General features: G+C 65.0%; 13 protein-coding genes and 1 tRNA gene. 2 read left to right on the top strand and 12 right to left on the bottom strand.

Annotated elements, in window-relative coordinates; all coding sequences use genetic code 11:
• Both U858_RS0100965 and U858_RS0100960 read right to left on the bottom strand, forming a co-directional pair.
• A complete protein-coding gene (locus U858_RS0100965) occupies positions 1–408 on the bottom strand; it encodes a hypothetical protein (protein WP_157838760.1) in 408 nt (135 codons plus the stop codon).
• 57 nt (positions 409–465) lie between these two features.
• Positions 466–1,173 carry a hypothetical protein gene (locus tag U858_RS0100960; RefSeq protein ID WP_025135322.1) on the bottom strand — a complete coding sequence of 236 codons (708 nt, stop codon included), beginning with the start codon at positions 1,171–1,173 and terminating at the stop codon, positions 466–468.
• A gap of 160 nt (positions 1,174–1,333) precedes the next feature.
• Here U858_RS0100960 and U858_RS0100955 point away from each other — a divergent pair, with 160 nt between their 5' ends.
• A complete protein-coding gene (locus U858_RS0100955) occupies positions 1,334–1,867 on the top strand; it encodes a phosphonate degradation HD-domain oxygenase (protein ID WP_025135321.1) in 534 nt (177 codons plus the stop codon).
• 188 nt (positions 1,868–2,055) lie between these two features.
• Here the strand turns inward: U858_RS0100955 and U858_RS0100950 are convergent, their stop codons facing one another.
• From U858_RS0100950 to leuC, 10 genes are all read right to left on the bottom strand, one after another.
• The gene (locus U858_RS0100950) at positions 2,056–2,250 is read right to left on the bottom strand and encodes a hypothetical protein (protein ID WP_025135320.1); all 195 of its coding nucleotides are present in this window, start codon (positions 2,248–2,250) and stop codon (positions 2,056–2,058) included.
• Positions 2,251–2,435: 185 nt separating this feature from the next.
• Positions 2,436–2,512: transfer RNA gene (locus tag U858_RS0100945), tRNA-Val, on the bottom strand.
• A gap of 167 nt (positions 2,513–2,679) precedes the next feature.
• On the bottom strand, positions 2,680–3,342 hold the full coding sequence (locus tag U858_RS0100935) for a phosphoribosylanthranilate isomerase (RefSeq protein ID WP_081821513.1): 663 nt from the start codon (positions 3,340–3,342) through the stop codon (positions 2,680–2,682).
• A gap of 53 nt (positions 3,343–3,395) precedes the next feature.
• Positions 3,396–4,493, bottom strand: coding sequence for a TRAP transporter substrate-binding protein (locus tag U858_RS0100930; RefSeq protein ID WP_025135318.1), 1,098 nt, complete (start codon positions 4,491–4,493; stop codon positions 3,396–3,398).
• A gap of 35 nt (positions 4,494–4,528) precedes the next feature.
• The gene (gene truA, locus U858_RS0100925) at positions 4,529–5,362 is read right to left on the bottom strand and encodes a tRNA pseudouridine(38-40) synthase TruA (protein WP_025135317.1); all 834 of its coding nucleotides are present in this window, start codon (positions 5,360–5,362) and stop codon (positions 4,529–4,531) included.
• A 3-nt stretch (positions 5,363–5,365) separates the two neighbouring features.
• Positions 5,366–7,297, bottom strand: coding sequence for a FimV family protein (locus U858_RS0100920; protein WP_025135316.1), 1,932 nt, complete (start codon positions 7,295–7,297; stop codon positions 5,366–5,368).
• A 253-nt stretch (positions 7,298–7,550) separates the two neighbouring features.
• Entirely contained in the window at positions 7,551–8,681 is a 1,131-nt protein-coding gene (gene asd, locus U858_RS0100915) for an aspartate-semialdehyde dehydrogenase (RefSeq protein WP_025135315.1), read from the bottom strand.
• Positions 8,682–8,917: 236 nt separating this feature from the next.
• Positions 8,918–9,994 carry a 3-isopropylmalate dehydrogenase gene (leuB, locus tag U858_RS0100910; RefSeq protein ID WP_025135314.1) on the bottom strand — a complete coding sequence of 359 codons (1,077 nt, stop codon included), beginning with the start codon at positions 9,992–9,994 and terminating at the stop codon, positions 8,918–8,920.
• 37 nt (positions 9,995–10,031) lie between these two features.
• A complete protein-coding gene (gene leuD / locus U858_RS0100905) occupies positions 10,032–10,682 on the bottom strand; it encodes a 3-isopropylmalate dehydratase small subunit (RefSeq protein WP_025135313.1) in 651 nt (216 codons plus the stop codon).
• 23 nt (positions 10,683–10,705) lie between these two features.
• Positions 10,706–12,109 (bottom strand): 3-isopropylmalate dehydratase large subunit, encoded by a 1,404-nt coding sequence (leuC, locus tag U858_RS0100900; protein WP_025135312.1) that lies wholly within the window; start codon positions 12,107–12,109, stop codon positions 10,706–10,708.
• Positions 12,110–12,636: 527 nt separating this feature from the next.
• Here leuC and U858_RS0100895 point away from each other — a divergent pair.
• Complete coding sequence (locus U858_RS0100895) at positions 12,637–14,151, top strand: TolC family outer membrane protein (RefSeq protein WP_025135311.1); 1,515 nt, start codon at positions 12,637–12,639, stop codon at positions 14,149–14,151.
• Positions 14,152–14,180: the final 29 nt, after the last annotated feature.

Here is a 14,180-nt window from a genome sequence, read left to right as displayed (position 1 = left end):
CTACTTGATGGGTTCGAAAATCGTCATGGTTGCGCCCACATACGCGCGCAGCCCTACGGGTTGGCCGTCCTTGACCTGGACGTCGAGATAAACGATCGGGTGCGCCCGGTCCACCATCTGCAGGCCCACTTCGTGCGGCCCCACGGGCAGATTCAGTTCAAGCACCGTATTTTCGAGAACATTCGCCACATGCCGGCCGTCGACATAGATCAATGCCGGCTGATACTTGCCCCAGCCGCCCTTGTCCCTGGCAACACGCACCAAACCCTTGCCCGGGCCACTTTCGCTGACCTGCGGATCCAGATAATAGTTCTGCGCCGCGCGCGGCGCGGTCGTGGCATCGATGGGCACGCCCATGCACCCCGCAAGCAGCGATATCGCCAGGCAACACCCCAACATTTTCAACACGATCAGCTCCCGGATTCTGGCTTGGACCAGCCGCAATATACCGTGGACTAACCAGGACTAGACCGGCTCCGGCATTTTCTCGCGCAGCATTTGCAGGAACCGCGCACCGGGTTGTCCGCCGGCCCTGCGCGCCTTGGCCACCATCGCCCAGGCATCCGCATACTGGCCGTTCCAGTAATACGCGCTGGCCCACGCGTTATACAGATAGGCCTTGTCCGGCTCGACAGCTTCGCCATTGCGGAACAAGGCGTCGGAACGCGTGATCATCGCGGCGCGTTCCGGGCCCGACAAGGTCTGGTCCGCGGCGGCACAACGTGCGGCAATACGGCCCGCATCGGCATAAATGCCCTGGAATGACGGTGGCTTCAGGCTCAGCGCCGTCTCCATCATTTTCATGGCGTCGCAATACTTGCCCTGGTCATGCAGCACCGCGGCAAAACCGGTATAGACCTCGGGATTATGCGTATCCATCAGCCATGCCTGATTGAATCGCCGCGTCGCCATGCCGAGTTGATCCGCGCGGTAAAAGCGATAGCCCTGCTCGATCCAGGCCTGCGCTGCGCGGGCCGGCGACCCAAACGCGCGGCTCGCGTCCGCCGTGAGCTTGTCGTCGGCGGCCTTGATGTCAGGGGCCGACCGATCCATGCCCCCGTACATCGGAATCTCGTCCACCCGCGACTGCGGCGCAACCGGCGCGGTCGCCAGACAGCCGGCAAGCGCCAGGCAGGCAATCAGGGGAGCAACGCTAAGGGGCAGTCTGTGCATGAATCATCCCGGGTGAAGCCCAAGACTATCATCGATAGTGGTCGCGCCAGGGCGGGCAGGCTCGGTCTACATGACGTGATCTCATAACGTGCTCTAGTCATCTAGATGTCACCACCAAGCGCTATCGTCTCGTGCAACTTCCCAACGCCGAGGCTGTTCCATGCTGACCCTGCCCACTATCGAAAACCTGTTCGCCCATCACGGCGCCGCCTACTACGGCGGCGAAGCCATCAGCCAGACCGAACACGCGCTGCAATGCGCGCAATTGGCCGAACAGGCCGGCGAATCCGAGGCCGTGATCGTCGCCGCCTTCCTGCACGACGTCGGCCACCTCATGCTGGCCGAGAGCATCACCACCGACATGCGCCACCAGGAAGTCGCCGCCGACGCCCTGGGCACGCTGTTCAGCGACGACGTCACCACGCCCGTGCGCCTGCACGTCGCCGCCAAACGCTACCTGGGCGCGATCGAACCGGCCTACCTGGACACCTTGTCGCCCGCCTCGGTGCAGAGCCTGGCGTTGCAAGGCGGCGTATTCACCGCCGAACAAGCCGAGGCGTTCTCCTGTCAGCCGCACGCGCTGGCCGCGGTGCGGCTGCGCCGGTATGACGATCTGGCGAAGGTGGTGGGATTGGATACGCCGCCGATTGCGCACTATATGGAGATGGCGCGGCGGTGTTTGCGGGTGGAATAAGGCGACGTCGCCGCCGGGCGCCATCAGTACTGAAGACCGCTGATTCCAGCTCGCCCTGATCGAAGGAATCAGCGTCAGAGATATACCGTTGGCAGTTGACAGATCGCCACGACACATAATGCCTTCATACTTGCCGAATGATGGTTTCTCTACGCGGCAGGAGTATCTATCTGCCTGTGGGCAACGCTTTACCTGATCAGCAGGTATGCAAGCAAAACCAGAACCGCGAAAACAAAAAGCACCGCCGCAGCCTTCACCCACTTGTTTGTATTCTTCGGCCACGGCAGTATGCCCAAGTCGCCGGACAGCAGACCCAGCCCGACGGCGACAATCAGGCCCAGGCCGGCCGTCACAATCGCAATACCGCCAAAAAACACTTCCACTAGGCGGGTTTGCCAGGAAGGCCGCTGCGGATGTGGCACGGGATCGGACGGTGGATTTGGGCGTAACCCCATGCTTGAATGCTCTCCAGGCGACGTAGAAAGCAAAAAGCCGCGAAGTCTTAGACTGTCGCGGCTTTTTTGGGCGGTGCTTGACTAGCTCTATCAAGCACCACTTTGCAGGAATTTGGTAGGCGGTATTGGAATCGAACCAACGACCTCCACGATGTCAACGTGGCGCTCTAACCAGCTGAGCTAACCGCCTGCAAAGAAGAAGAATTATATAGTGCTTTTTTAAACTGTGCAAATCGTCTTTTCAAACTTTTTGCTGTTTTTGTTGCGTTCCAGAATCTTCGCTTTGGTATTCACCTGCGCCTGATTCTTCATCTGCAACGACCTGCCCAAGGGCACGCCAAGCACTAAAAAACCTTCCTACTTTTTCGCGTCTGCGGCATGCACCGCAGCAACGAAGAACGAGATTCTATCAGAACTTTTTATTCCTTGCTCGACCTCGACGCCGCTGCTCACATCAACGGCCCACGGACGCACGGATTGGACCGCGGCGGCGACGTTGTCGGGGGTCAATCCGCCGGACAGGATGAGCGGGCGCGACACAGGATCGGCCTTCACGTCGGACAGCAGCGCGTGGTCAAAGCCGTGGCCGCTGCCGCCGTAGCCGGCGCTGTAGCTGTCGAACAGCCAGCCAGCGGCTTCGCCGTAGGCGCGGCAGTAGGATGCCAGGTCTTCGGCGGTGGCCAGGCCCGGGGCGCCAGCGCGAAAGGCGCGCAGGTAGCGGTGGTGGTAGCGCGCGCAGTCTTGCGGGGATTCGTCGCCATGGAACTGCAGCAGTTCCGGGCCGACCTGGTCCAGCACGGCCTGCACGTCGGCGGGATCAGGGTTCACGAACAGAGCCACCACGTCGACAAACGCCGGCACCGTGCGGCGCAGCTGCGCGGCGCGGGTGGGCGTCAGGCAGCGCTTGCTCTTGGGGTAGAAGACAAAGCCGATGGCGTCGACGCCGGCCGAGACGGCGGCGTCGATGTCTTCTTCGCGGGTCAGGCCGCAGATCTTGATGCGTGTGCGCATGGAGTTCATTGCTTGCGTCGCCCAGCGCGACGGATGCAGTCAGTATATATAAGAGCGCGCCGTCAGCCGGCCGGCTGGCCCGCCGTCGCCATGAAGCTGTCGAAACTGCCTTCGGCCACGCGGAACCACGGGATTTCCTTGTCGCGAAAGGCCGTCATGCTCTCGTACAGCTTCTTGAACATGGGGTCTTTGGCGCTCAGTTCCTGGTAGAGCTTCAGCGACGCTTCATAGGCGGCCTGCAGCATGGGCCGCGGAAAGGCCTTGAGCTGCGCGCCGCGCTGCACCAGCCGGCGCAGCGCATCGGGATTGCCGGCGTCATACTTGGCGATCATGTTGGCCGTTGCCATGCGGCTGGCCAGGCCCAGCGCCGCCTGGTAGGGCTTGGGCAGTTCGTCGTGCGCGTCCTGGTTGACGTACAGCGACAGTTGCAGCGTGCCCGCCCACCAACCGGGAAAGTAGTAGTTGCGAGCGACCTTGTAGAGCGCCAGGCTTTCGTCGTCATGCGGACCGATCCAGGCCACGGCATCCACCCCGCCCTGCTCCAGCGCCGCGTAGGTATCGGCGATGGACAGGTCCACAGGTTCAGCGCCCAGGCGGGCCAGCACCTGGCGCGCAAAGCCGCCTGCCTTGATCTTCAGGCCACGCAGGTCGTCGACCGACTTGACCTCGCCGCGGAACCAGCCGCCCATCTGGGCGCCCGTGAAGCCGCAGGGGTAGTTGACGATGTTGTACTTGTCGAACAGCACGCGGGTCAGCGCCAACCCTTCGCCCTGGATCATCCAGGCGTTCATCTGGCGGGTGTTCAGGCCGAACGGCAGGCCGGCGTCAAAGCATAGCGCGGGGTCGGTATCGAAAAAGCGGGTGGATGCCGTATGGCCGCATTCGACGATGCGGTGCTGCACGGCGTCCAGCACCTGGCCGGCGTCGACCAGGTCGCCGGCCGAGAAAATCTCGATGCGGAACTTGCCGTCGGTGACGTCGCTGACGTAGCGGGCCACGTCTTCGGCGCCGGCAAACAGGGTGGGCGACTCGTTGGGGAAACTGGAGGCCAGCTTCCAGGACACGGCCGGCGCCTCTTGCGCATAGACCGGGGCGGCGATGGCGGCCCCGCCGGCGGCGGCGCCCAGGGCGGTTCGCTTCAAAAACGCGCGGCGTTGCATGAGACTGGCCTCCTTGGGTGCCGACGGCCGCCGGGCTATGGCGGGTTGCCCGACGGTTGCGTGGCGTATTGCGTGAAGGGCGACAGCAAGAGCGCCCCGCCATCCAACTCGTCCAGGCCGAACTCGTCGGGGTATTCGATGGCCGACAGGTATAGGCCGTCGGGGGAAAACGTGGGCGCGCCGCGCTTGCGGTCGCGCCAGGACAGCAGCTGCGCCATCCAGTCGACGGATTCGCGGCCCTGGCCGATCTGCAGCAGCGCACCCATGATGTTGCGCACCATATGATGCAGGAAAGCGTTGGCCCGAAGCGTAAACACTAGAAACGGACCGCGCTCTTCGATGTCCAGCCGGTGCATGACGCGCACCGGATGCTTGGCCTGGCACTGCGACGAACGAAAGCTGGAGAAATCGTGTTCCCCCAGCAAGGCGCGTGCGGCCGCGCGCATGGCATCGACATCCAGCGGCTGGTAGCACCACCCTGCCCGGCCGGCCCACAGCGCCGGTCGCACCCTGCCCCGCCACAGCAGATAGACATAGGTACGGGCCCGGGCGGAAAAACGGGCATGGAAATCATCCGAGACCGGCTTGGCCCACTGCACGGAAATGCTGGGCGGCAGGAAGGCGTTGACGCCTCGCACCCAGGATTCCATGCGACGGTCCAGCGAGGTATCCAGATGGATGACCTGCATTGCGCCATGCACACCGGTATCGGTGCGGCCGGCGCAGAGGGTGGCCACCGGTTCCTTTACGTCGCAGAAGCGCGCCAGCGCGGCTTCCAAAGTGTCTTGCACCGTCTGCCGGTGCGGCTGGGTTTGCCAACCCTGCCAGGCGGAGCCGTCGTAGGCCAGCCCCATTGCAACTCTGGACATCTGTCAGACCCGTGGACCGCCGACCCGGCGCGGTTCGTCCGTGGGCGGTTCGTCCAGGTCGAGATTGATCGAATCGAGCTTGCGGTTCAGCGCTGCGGTATCCAGCGCGGGCTCGTTGTAGGCGTAGGTTTCCTCGTCGTCGTCGCCACGGCGCGCACCCGCGCGGCGCAGCACCCAGGCGATGGCGAACGCGATCAGCGCCAGCACCGCGGTGACGATCACCAGAAGATTGTCGGCCAGCCAGGCCGGCATGGAAGAAGTCAAATCCTTATCCTTGTTGTTGCTTGCCGCCGCATCCGCGGCGGCCTTGTCTTGTGCGGCGGCGGCCGTCGGCGCCGTGGCACCGGGGGTACCGGCTGCGCCAGGGCTGCCTGGCGCACCTGCTGCGCCTTGTGCGCCCGCTGCGCCGGCAACGCCAGGCGTTCCGGTGGCGCCTGCCGCGCCTGTGGCACCTGGTGCGCCAGCGGCGCCCTGAGTACCTGGAGTTCCTGCCGATCCGGCGGCGCCAGGCGTGCCGGTCAAGCCTGCGGCGCCGGTGGCGCCCTGTGTTCCTGATGCCCCGGTCGAGCCTGCGGCACCGGCAGCGCCTGGCGTACCCGCAGCGCCGGTTGCCCCTGCGGCTCCCGTTGCGCCTGCAGCCCCGGCGGCACCCGGCGTACCGGATGCCCCGCTGCCCCCCGTGGCGCCGGCAGCGCCCGGCGTGCCCGATGCCCCATTTGCTCCTGCGGCGCCCGCGGCACCTGGCGTGCCCGCAGCGCCCGCCGCACCGGGTGCACCCGGCGTACCGGATGCCCCTGCCGCGCCCGCAGTACCCGCGGCCCCGGCAGCTCCGGCCACGCCCGGCTTACCCGTTCCGCCCGCCGCGCCCTCGGCACCGGGCGCACCAGCCCCCGACGCCCCCTGCCCGGCCACGGCCTTGTTCAATTCGTCGACGTTGCTTTGCAACTGGTTCACGCGGCCCTCGGCATCGGCGATGGCGCGTTCGTTGGACGTGCGTTGATCCGCCTGGGCTTCGGCTTGCGCCGCCGCGCCGCCGGCCGCCTGGCCGGACGACAGGCGCACCCGGTCTTGCGGCGGCGATGCCGTCGCCACCCCGGTGTCGCCCGGTCGGGCCACGGTGCCGGAAGACGCGTCCTGGCCCTTGACCACGGACGGGTTCGCGCCGGCCGCGGCGCCGATGCGGGCACGGTAACGGGCGAAGGCTTCGGCGTGTTCGTTGAAGATGCGGCGCGCTTCGGCCGGATCCACGGCCCGCACGGTGGCGGCGTCGGGAATCGTGAGCGTCTGGCCGGCGCGCACCAGGTTCATGTTGTTCTGGATGAAGGCTTCGGGGTTGGCGCGCCACAGCGCCACCAGCATCTGGTACACCGAGGCGTTGGGCACTGCGTTGCGCTGGGCGATGGCAAAGAGGTTGTCGCCCGACTTGACGTTGACACTGCCCGCGCTGCCGCCCGTGCGGCCCGGCGTGCCCACGGCGGCCGGCGTGACGTCGGCGCCCGCGCCCCGCAGCGGTACAAGAATGCTGACCTGCACCTGCCGCTGGCCCGAACTGGAGCTGATATCCAGCAGCAGGTCGACGGCCCCGCTGGCCGGCGCTTGCGCCGACCGTACCCGCAGGTTCTTGCGAGTGGCATCCATGCCGTCTTCCACCCTGACCACCATGCCGGCCAAGGGCGCGGGCGGCTTCAGGCCCGCGCGTTGCCAGGCGGCTTCGTCCGCGATCGAGACCCGCAGCGACGACACTTCGTCGGGGGTCAGTTCCTGCAGCCCGACCAGCGCCTGCAGCGGCGCGCCCGGCGCCGACACCACGCGTGAATGCCCCACCCGCATCGCCAGCGCCTGGCTGCTGATGCTCGCGCCCAGCGCCAATGCGATCGCCCACTGGAGGGCCTTCAAACGGCGGGCATGCTTCACTTGGCGCGAACGCTGGGTCATAAGCTGGAATTCCGTTCTTGTAGTCGAATTACGGGCTAGGGCTTGTTCATGGCGATCTTGTGATAACAAGCCTCAATTCACCCGAAAAGTGTAATAGATGCAGCGCGTTTCACAAACCTGAAAGGCGCATCGGCGTTGGCTGGCGGGCACATTGCCCAGCCCCGCGGCCGCGGCGCAAATGACAAAGGCACCCGAAGGTGCCTTTGCAGGGACTGCCCTGGCGGATCGGGCGGCTTGCGCCGCCCGCCGGGCATCAGGCTTCGGCCAGCGCGATGCGCAGCATGCGGCGCAGCGGTTCGGCGGCGCCCCACAGCAGCTGGTCACCGACGGTGAAGGCGCTGAGGTACTGCGGGCCCATCGACATCTTGCGCAGGCGGCCCACCGGAATGTCCAGCGTGCCGGTCACGGCCACGGGGGTCAGGTCGCGGATGGTGGCTTCCTTGGTGTTGGGAATGACCTTGGCCCATTGCGTGCCCTGGGCGATCAGCGATTCGATCTCGTCCAGCGGCAGGTCGCGCTTGAGCTTGATGGTCAGGGCCTGGCTGTGGCAGCGCATCGCGCCGATGCGCACGCACAGGCCGTCGATGGGCGTGGGAGCCGAACCGAAGGCCGCGCCGCGGCCGAGGATCTTGTTGGTCTCGACCTCGCCCTTCCATTCTTCCTTGGTCATGCCGTTGCCCAGGTCTTTGTCGATCCAGGGAATCAGGCTGCCGCCCAGCGGCACGCCGAAGTGGTCGCGGGGCAGCGCGTCGTCTTTCTGCTTGGCCAGCACGCCGCGGTCGATTTCCAGGATGGCCGAGGCGGGGTCGTCCAGCAGCGGCTTGACGGCGTGGTTCAGTTCGCCGAACTGGGTCAGCAGTTCGCGCATGTGCTGCGCGCCGCCGCCCGATGCCGCCTGGTACGTCATGGTGGTCATCCACTCGACCAGGTCGTTGTTGAACAGGCCGGCCAGGCCCATCAGCATGCAGCTGACGGTGCAGTTGCCGCCGATGAAGTTGCGCACGCCGCGCTTGAGCGCCGCGTCGATGACCGGACGGTTGACCGGGTCCAGCACGATGATGGCGTCGTCGGCCATGCGCAGGGTGCTGGCCGCGTCGATCCAGATGCCGTTCCAGCCCGCGCCGCGCAGCTTCGGATAGACCTCGGACGTGTAGTCGCCGCCTTGGGCCGTCACGATGATCGGCAGTTTTTTCAGAGCATCAATGTTGTAGGCATCTTGCAGCGGGCCTGCGCCAGTCGCCCAAGTGGGGGCGGCGCCGCCAGCGTTGCTGGTGGAGAAGAACACCGGTTCGATCAGTGCGAAGTCGTTCTCGTCGCGCATGCGTTGCATGAGCACCGAGCCGACCATACCGCGCCAGCCGACAAGGCCTACTGCTTGATTCATTTCAATCGCTCTTTAAAGGTGGGGACAAGGTCTGGTGAATAAAAACGTGCAAGAACCCAACAATTTATCAGAATGCACGCGCAGATGTTGCGGCGCAGCTTGAAAAAACGGGGCCACAAGCAACGCCGCCCCGCTTTCGCGGCGCGGCGGCAACAACCTATATGGAAAAGGGCCGCCCCACGGGCGGCCCCAGGCGCCGGGGCCGCGCCGCCAGGGCGCGCCCGCAGCGACATCGATCAGGCCAGGGCCTTGAGGACGGCGTCGCCCATGCCCGAGGTGCTGACTTTGGTGGTGCCGGGTTCGAAGATGTCGGCGGTGCGCAGGCCATCGGCCAGCACGCGGCGCACGGCGGCTTCGATGCGGTCGGCCTGCGGCGCCAGGTTCAGCGAATAGCGCAGCAGCATGGCGGCCGACAGGATGGTCGCCAGCGGATTGGCGATGCCCTGGCCGGCGATGTCGGGGGCCGAACCGTGGCTGGGCTCGTACAGGCCCTGGCCACCGGCGTTCAGCGACGCCGACGGCAGCATGCCGATCGAACCGGTCAGCATGGCGGCTTCGTCGGACAGGATGTCGCCGAACAGGTTGCCGGTCACGATGACGTCGAACTGGCGCGGGTTGCGCACCAGCTGCATGGCGGCGTTGTCGACGTACATGTGCGAGAGCTCGACGTCCGGATATTCGCGGGCCACTTCGATGACGATGTCGCGCCAGAACTGCGAGGTTTCCAGCACGTTGGCCTTGTCGACGCTGCACAGCTTCTTGTTGCGCTTGCGAGCCGATTCGAAGCCGATGCGCGCGATGCGGCGCACTTCGGATTCGGCATAGCGCATCGTGTCGTAGCCTTCGCGTTCACCGGCGAAGACGCCGTCCGGCGACGAACGCACGCCGCGCGGCGTGCCGAAATAGATGTCGCCGGTCAGTTCGCGGATGATCAGGATATCCAGGCCGGAGACGATCTCGGGCTTGAGCGACGAGGCGCTGGCCAGCTCGGGATACAGGATGGCCGGGCGCAGGTTGGCGAACAGGCCCAGCGCCTTGCGCAGGCCCAGGATGGCCTGTTCGGGGCGGAATTCGCGCGGCAGGCTGTCGTACTTCCAGTCGCCTACGGCGCCGAACAGCACGGCGTGGGATTCCTTGGCCAGGTTCAGGGTGGCCGGGGGCAGCGGGTGTTCGAAGGCATCGAACGCGGCGCCGCCGACAGCGGCCTCTTTGATGTCGAAGGGCACGTCCAGCGCCTTCAGGACGCGCACGGCCTGTTCGACGATTTCGGGGCCGATGCCGTCGCCCGGCAAGACTGCGATGTTATGGGTCATGGAATGAAACGGTCCTGTGGTCGGTATGGGAATGCGGTCAGGCGATGGGCCGGCTTTCGAGCCAGGGGTGGCGAGCCAGGCGTTCGGCCTCGAAGGCGCGGATCTTGTCGGCATGGCGCAGGGTCAGGCCGATGTCGTCAAAGCCGTTGAACAGGCAATACTTGCGGAAGGGTTCGATGTCGAAACCCATTTCGCGCCCGTCGGCGGCCACGACCACCTGGCGTTCCAGGTCGATGCGCAGCTTGTAGTTGGGGAACGCCTTCACTTCGTCGAACAGGCGGGCCACTTCCAATTCAGACAGCACGATCGGCAGCAAGCCGTTCTTGAAGCTGTTGTTGAAGAAGATGTCGGCGTAGGACGGGGCGATGATGGCGCGGAAACCATATTGCGTCAGGGCCCAGGGCGCGTGCTCGCGGCTGGAGCCGCAGCCGAAGTTCTTGCGCGCCAGCAGCACCGAGGCACCTTGGTAGCGTGGCTGGTTCAGCACGAAATCCGGGTTCAGCGGACGCTTGCTGTTGTCCATGCCGGGTTCGCCGTGGTCCAGGTAGCGCAATTCGTCGAACAGGTTCGGGCCGAAGCCGGTGCGCTTGATGGACTTGAGGAACTGCTTGGGGATGATGAGGTCCGTGTCGACGTTTTCGCGGTCGAGCGGAGCCACCAGGCCTTCGTGAGTGGTAAATGCTTGCATGATGTGTACTCGGTGCGCGTTGCTTAACGGAAGGTGCGGACGTCGACGAAATGGCCTGCCACGGCGGCGGCCGCGGCCATGGCCGGGCTGACCAGGTGCGTGCGACCGCCCTGGCCCTGGCGGCCTTCGAAGTTGCGGTTCGAGGTCGAGGCGCAGCGTTCGCCCGGTTCAAGACGGTCGGCGTTCATGGCCAGGCACATCGAGCAGCCCGGCTCGCGCCATTCGAAGCCGGCCTCGATGAAGATCTTGTCCAGCCCTTCGCGTTCGGCCTGTTGCTTGACCAGGCCCGAGCCCGGCACAACCATGGCCTGGCGCACATTGGACGCCACGTGCTTGCCACGCGCCACGACGGCGGCGGCGCGCAGGTCTTCGATGCGCGAGTTGGTGCACGAACCGATGAACACGCGGTCCACGCGGATGTCGGTCAGCGGGGTGTTGGGCTTCAGGCCCATGTATTCCAGCGCACGCTCCATGCCGCTGCGGCGCACGTCGTCTTTTTCGCGATCGGGGTCCGGCACGCGGGAATCGACCGGCAGGACCATCTCGGGCGAGGTGCCCCAGGTGACTTGCGGCTTGATGTCGCGGGCGTTGACTTCGACCACGGTGTCGAACTTGGCGCCTTCGTCGGTGTGCAGCGTGCGCCAGTAGGTAACCGCGTGGTCCCAGAGCACGCCGGACGGCGCGAACGGACGGCCGCGGAAGTATTCGACGGTCTTGTCGTCGACGGCGACCATGCCGGACCGGGCGCCGGCTTCGATGGCCATGTTGCAGACGGTCATGCGGCCTTCGACGGACAGCGAACGGATCGTGCTGCCGGCGAATTCGATGGCGTGGCCGGTACCGCCGGCGGTGCCGATGATGCCGATGATGTGCAGGACGACGTCCTTGGCCGTACAGCCGAAGGGCAGTTCGCCTTCGACCTTGATGAGCATGCTCTTGGCTTTCTTCATGAGCAGCGTCTGGGTAGCCAGCACGTGCTCGACTTCGGACGTACCGATGCCGAAGGCCAGTGCGCCCAGCGCGCCGTGCGTGCTGGTGTGCGAGTCGCCACAGACGACCGTCATGCCCGGCAGGGTAGCGCCCTGCTCCGGCCCGATCACGTGGACGATGCCCTGGCGCAGGTCGTTCATTCGGAATTCGGTGATGCCGTGCTTGTCGCAGTTGGCGTCCAGCGTGTCGACCTGCAGGCGCGAGACCGGATCGTCGATGCCCTGGGCGCGGTTCAGCGTGGGCACGTTGTGGTCGGCCACGGCCAGGTTGGCGCCGACTCGCCACGGCTTGCGGCCGGCAATCGCCAGGCCCTCGAACGCCTGCGGGCTGGTGACTTCATGCAGCAGGTGGCGGTCGATATACAGCAGACAGGTGCCGTCGGATTCCTGGTGAACGATGTGGGCGTTCCAGAGTTTGTCGTAAAGGGTTTGGGCCATGGATGCGCTCTGCAAATAGACAGTCCGGCTTGGGCCTCGCACGCTTGAAGGCAAATCGCCCCACGCGCCGGCCACTGCGGCATGAGGGGAATTATGCACAGCCTCTGAACCTAGTACAACCACACCAAAGATACTAGTACCAGAACTACCATGGAACCTGGCACCGGGCTGCCTGCCGGGTCCATTCCCGGCGTTGCGCCGCAGCCTCGCCCAGATAATCAAAAGTTGACGAACTTAAAAACAATTTAGATACAGAAGTCGCAAACGGATATAATCGAGTTTCAATGTGGCAAAGCAGAAACCGACATAATGCGCAATAAATCGCATTAATAGTTTTTGATTAATCCGTCCATATTGAATTTCGCCTAAATCACGTAATTTTCCGACATTTTTCGTGATTTTATTCGAAATAAATCCGACGGGCCGGTAAGTTTGGTCAAGACTTTACAAATCTTGAATCGCCAATTCGGGCGACTGCAAACAATATGCCGGCCACTAATCCAAAACTCGACTCGCGAATAATCCCTATGGCTTCGTTTCTGCTTAAAACCACGGTTTCGGCCCTGGCCTTGGCATTCGTTCCTGCCGCATTTGCACAGCCCGCGACTGCGGAATCCCCTGCCCCGGCCACCGCACCGGGCGCCACCACCCTGAACCAGATCGTCGAGCAGACCCTGCTCAGCAATCCCGAGATCCAGGCCAAATACCACGACTTCCAGGCGTCCCTGGAAGGCCAGGCAGTGGCTCGCGGCGCCTTCTTCCCGCAAGTCAACGCCCTGGGCTATGTCGGCCGCGAATACCGCAACAACGTGCCCGGCGCGGGCTCGCAGAACTGGAACCGCCCCGGCTACAACTTCGAACTGCGCCAGCTGATTTTCGACGGCTTCCGCACCAGCAACGACGTCAAGCAGGCCGGCTTCGACAAGCTGGCGCGCTTCTATGACGTGTTGGCCACCAGCGACACCACCGCCCTGGCGGCCGTGCAGGCCTACATCGACCTGCAGCGCTACCGCGACATGGAATTGCTGGCCCGCCAGAACTATTCGCTGCACGAGGAGACCCTCAAGCAGATCGGCCAGCGTGCCGAGTCCGGCGTCGGCCGGCGCGTCGACCTGGAACAGGCCGGCGGCCGCCTGTCGCTGGCCCAGACCAACCTGATGACCGAAACCGCCAACCTGCTGGACGTGCAGCAGCGCTTCCAGCGCGTCACCGGCGCGTTCCCGCCCGAAGCGATGCAGCCCGTGCCCGACGTGTCGGACAAGCTGCCGGTCAAGCCCGGCAACTTCAACGAGTCGCTGCGCCGCAACCCCACCTTCCTGTCCAAGCAGGCCGCCCTGCAGGGCGCCGAAGCCGGCGTGGCCTCGTCCAAGGGCGCGTTTTCGCCCAAGTTCGAATTCGTGGCCGCCACCGGCCGCGACCAGAACGACCCCACGCCCGAGAACCGCAACATCCGCAGTTCCAGCGTGCAGGTGGTGATGAACTACAACCTGTACCGCGGCGGCGCCGATTCGGCGCGCGTGCGCCAGACGGCCGCCCAGTCGTATGCAGCGCGCGACGTGCGCGACTACACCTGCCGCAACGTGCAGCAGGAACTGGCCGTGGCCTGGAACAACATCTCCAGCCTGCAGGAAAAGCTGCCCTTCCTGCGTGACCACGAACTGGCCACGTCCAAGGTGCGTGACGCCTACCGCCAGCAATTCCAGATCGGCCAGCGCACGCTGCTGGACCTGCTGAACACCGAGAACGAGCTGTTCGAATCGCGCCGCGCGCTGACCAACGCCACTTATGACCTCAAGCTGGCGCAGTACCGCTGGCTGGCCCTGTCGCACAAGCTGCTGCCGGCGCTGACGCTGCAACCGGCGCGCAACGAGATGCCCGAGGAAAACGGCAAGCTGGTGGTGTCGGACGACGTCATCAAGCTGTGTAATTCCACGGTGCCCGATTCGGCCCGCCTGACGCCGGTGCGCGTGCAATACAACGAAGGCACACTGCCGCCGACGTTCGTGCCGGTGAACGCGCCGGCCAACCAGCCGCGCTCCTGATCGGACATCGGGATTCGGGCGCACGGAGG

This window comes from Achromobacter sp. DH1f, assembly GCF_000633435.1.
In the GTDB taxonomy this organism is placed as follows: domain Bacteria; phylum Pseudomonadota; class Gammaproteobacteria; order Burkholderiales; family Burkholderiaceae_B; genus Achromobacter; species Achromobacter deleyi.
This window is presented reverse-complemented; position numbering and strand designations above follow the sequence as displayed.

Bases quoted from the DNA above. Each gene is read 5' to 3' on its own strand.
- U858_RS0100920 (WP_025135316.1), bottom strand. From the start codon at position 7,297: ATGACCCAGCGTTCGCGCCAAGTGAAGCATGCCCGCCGTTTGAAGGCC.
- U858_RS0100930 (WP_025135318.1), bottom strand. From the start codon at position 4,493: ATGCAACGCCGCGCGTTTTTGAAGCGAACCGCCCTGGGCGCCGCCGCC.
- leuC (WP_025135312.1), bottom strand. From the start codon at position 12,109: ATGGCCCAAACCCTTTACGACAAACTCTGGAACGCCCACATCGTTCAC.
- leuB (WP_025135314.1), bottom strand. From the start codon at position 9,994: ATGACCCATAACATCGCAGTCTTGCCGGGCGACGGCATCGGCCCCGAA.
- U858_RS0100960 (WP_025135322.1), bottom strand. From the start codon at position 1,173: ATGCACAGACTGCCCCTTAGCGTTGCTCCCCTGATTGCCTGCCTGGCG.
- U858_RS0100895 (WP_025135311.1), top strand. From the start codon at position 12,637: ATGGCTTCGTTTCTGCTTAAAACCACGGTTTCGGCCCTGGCCTTGGCA.
- truA (WP_025135317.1), bottom strand. From the start codon at position 5,362: ATGTCCAGAGTTGCAATGGGGCTGGCCTACGACGGCTCCGCCTGGCAG.
- U858_RS0100935 (WP_081821513.1), bottom strand. From the start codon at position 3,342: ATGAACTCCATGCGCACACGCATCAAGATCTGCGGCCTGACCCGCGAA.
- U858_RS0100955 (WP_025135321.1), top strand. From the start codon at position 1,334: ATGCTGACCCTGCCCACTATCGAAAACCTGTTCGCCCATCACGGCGCC.
- leuD (WP_025135313.1), bottom strand. From the start codon at position 10,682: ATGCAAGCATTTACCACTCACGAAGGCCTGGTGGCTCCGCTCGACCGC.
- asd (WP_025135315.1), bottom strand. From the start codon at position 8,681: ATGAATCAAGCAGTAGGCCTTGTCGGCTGGCGCGGTATGGTCGGCTCG.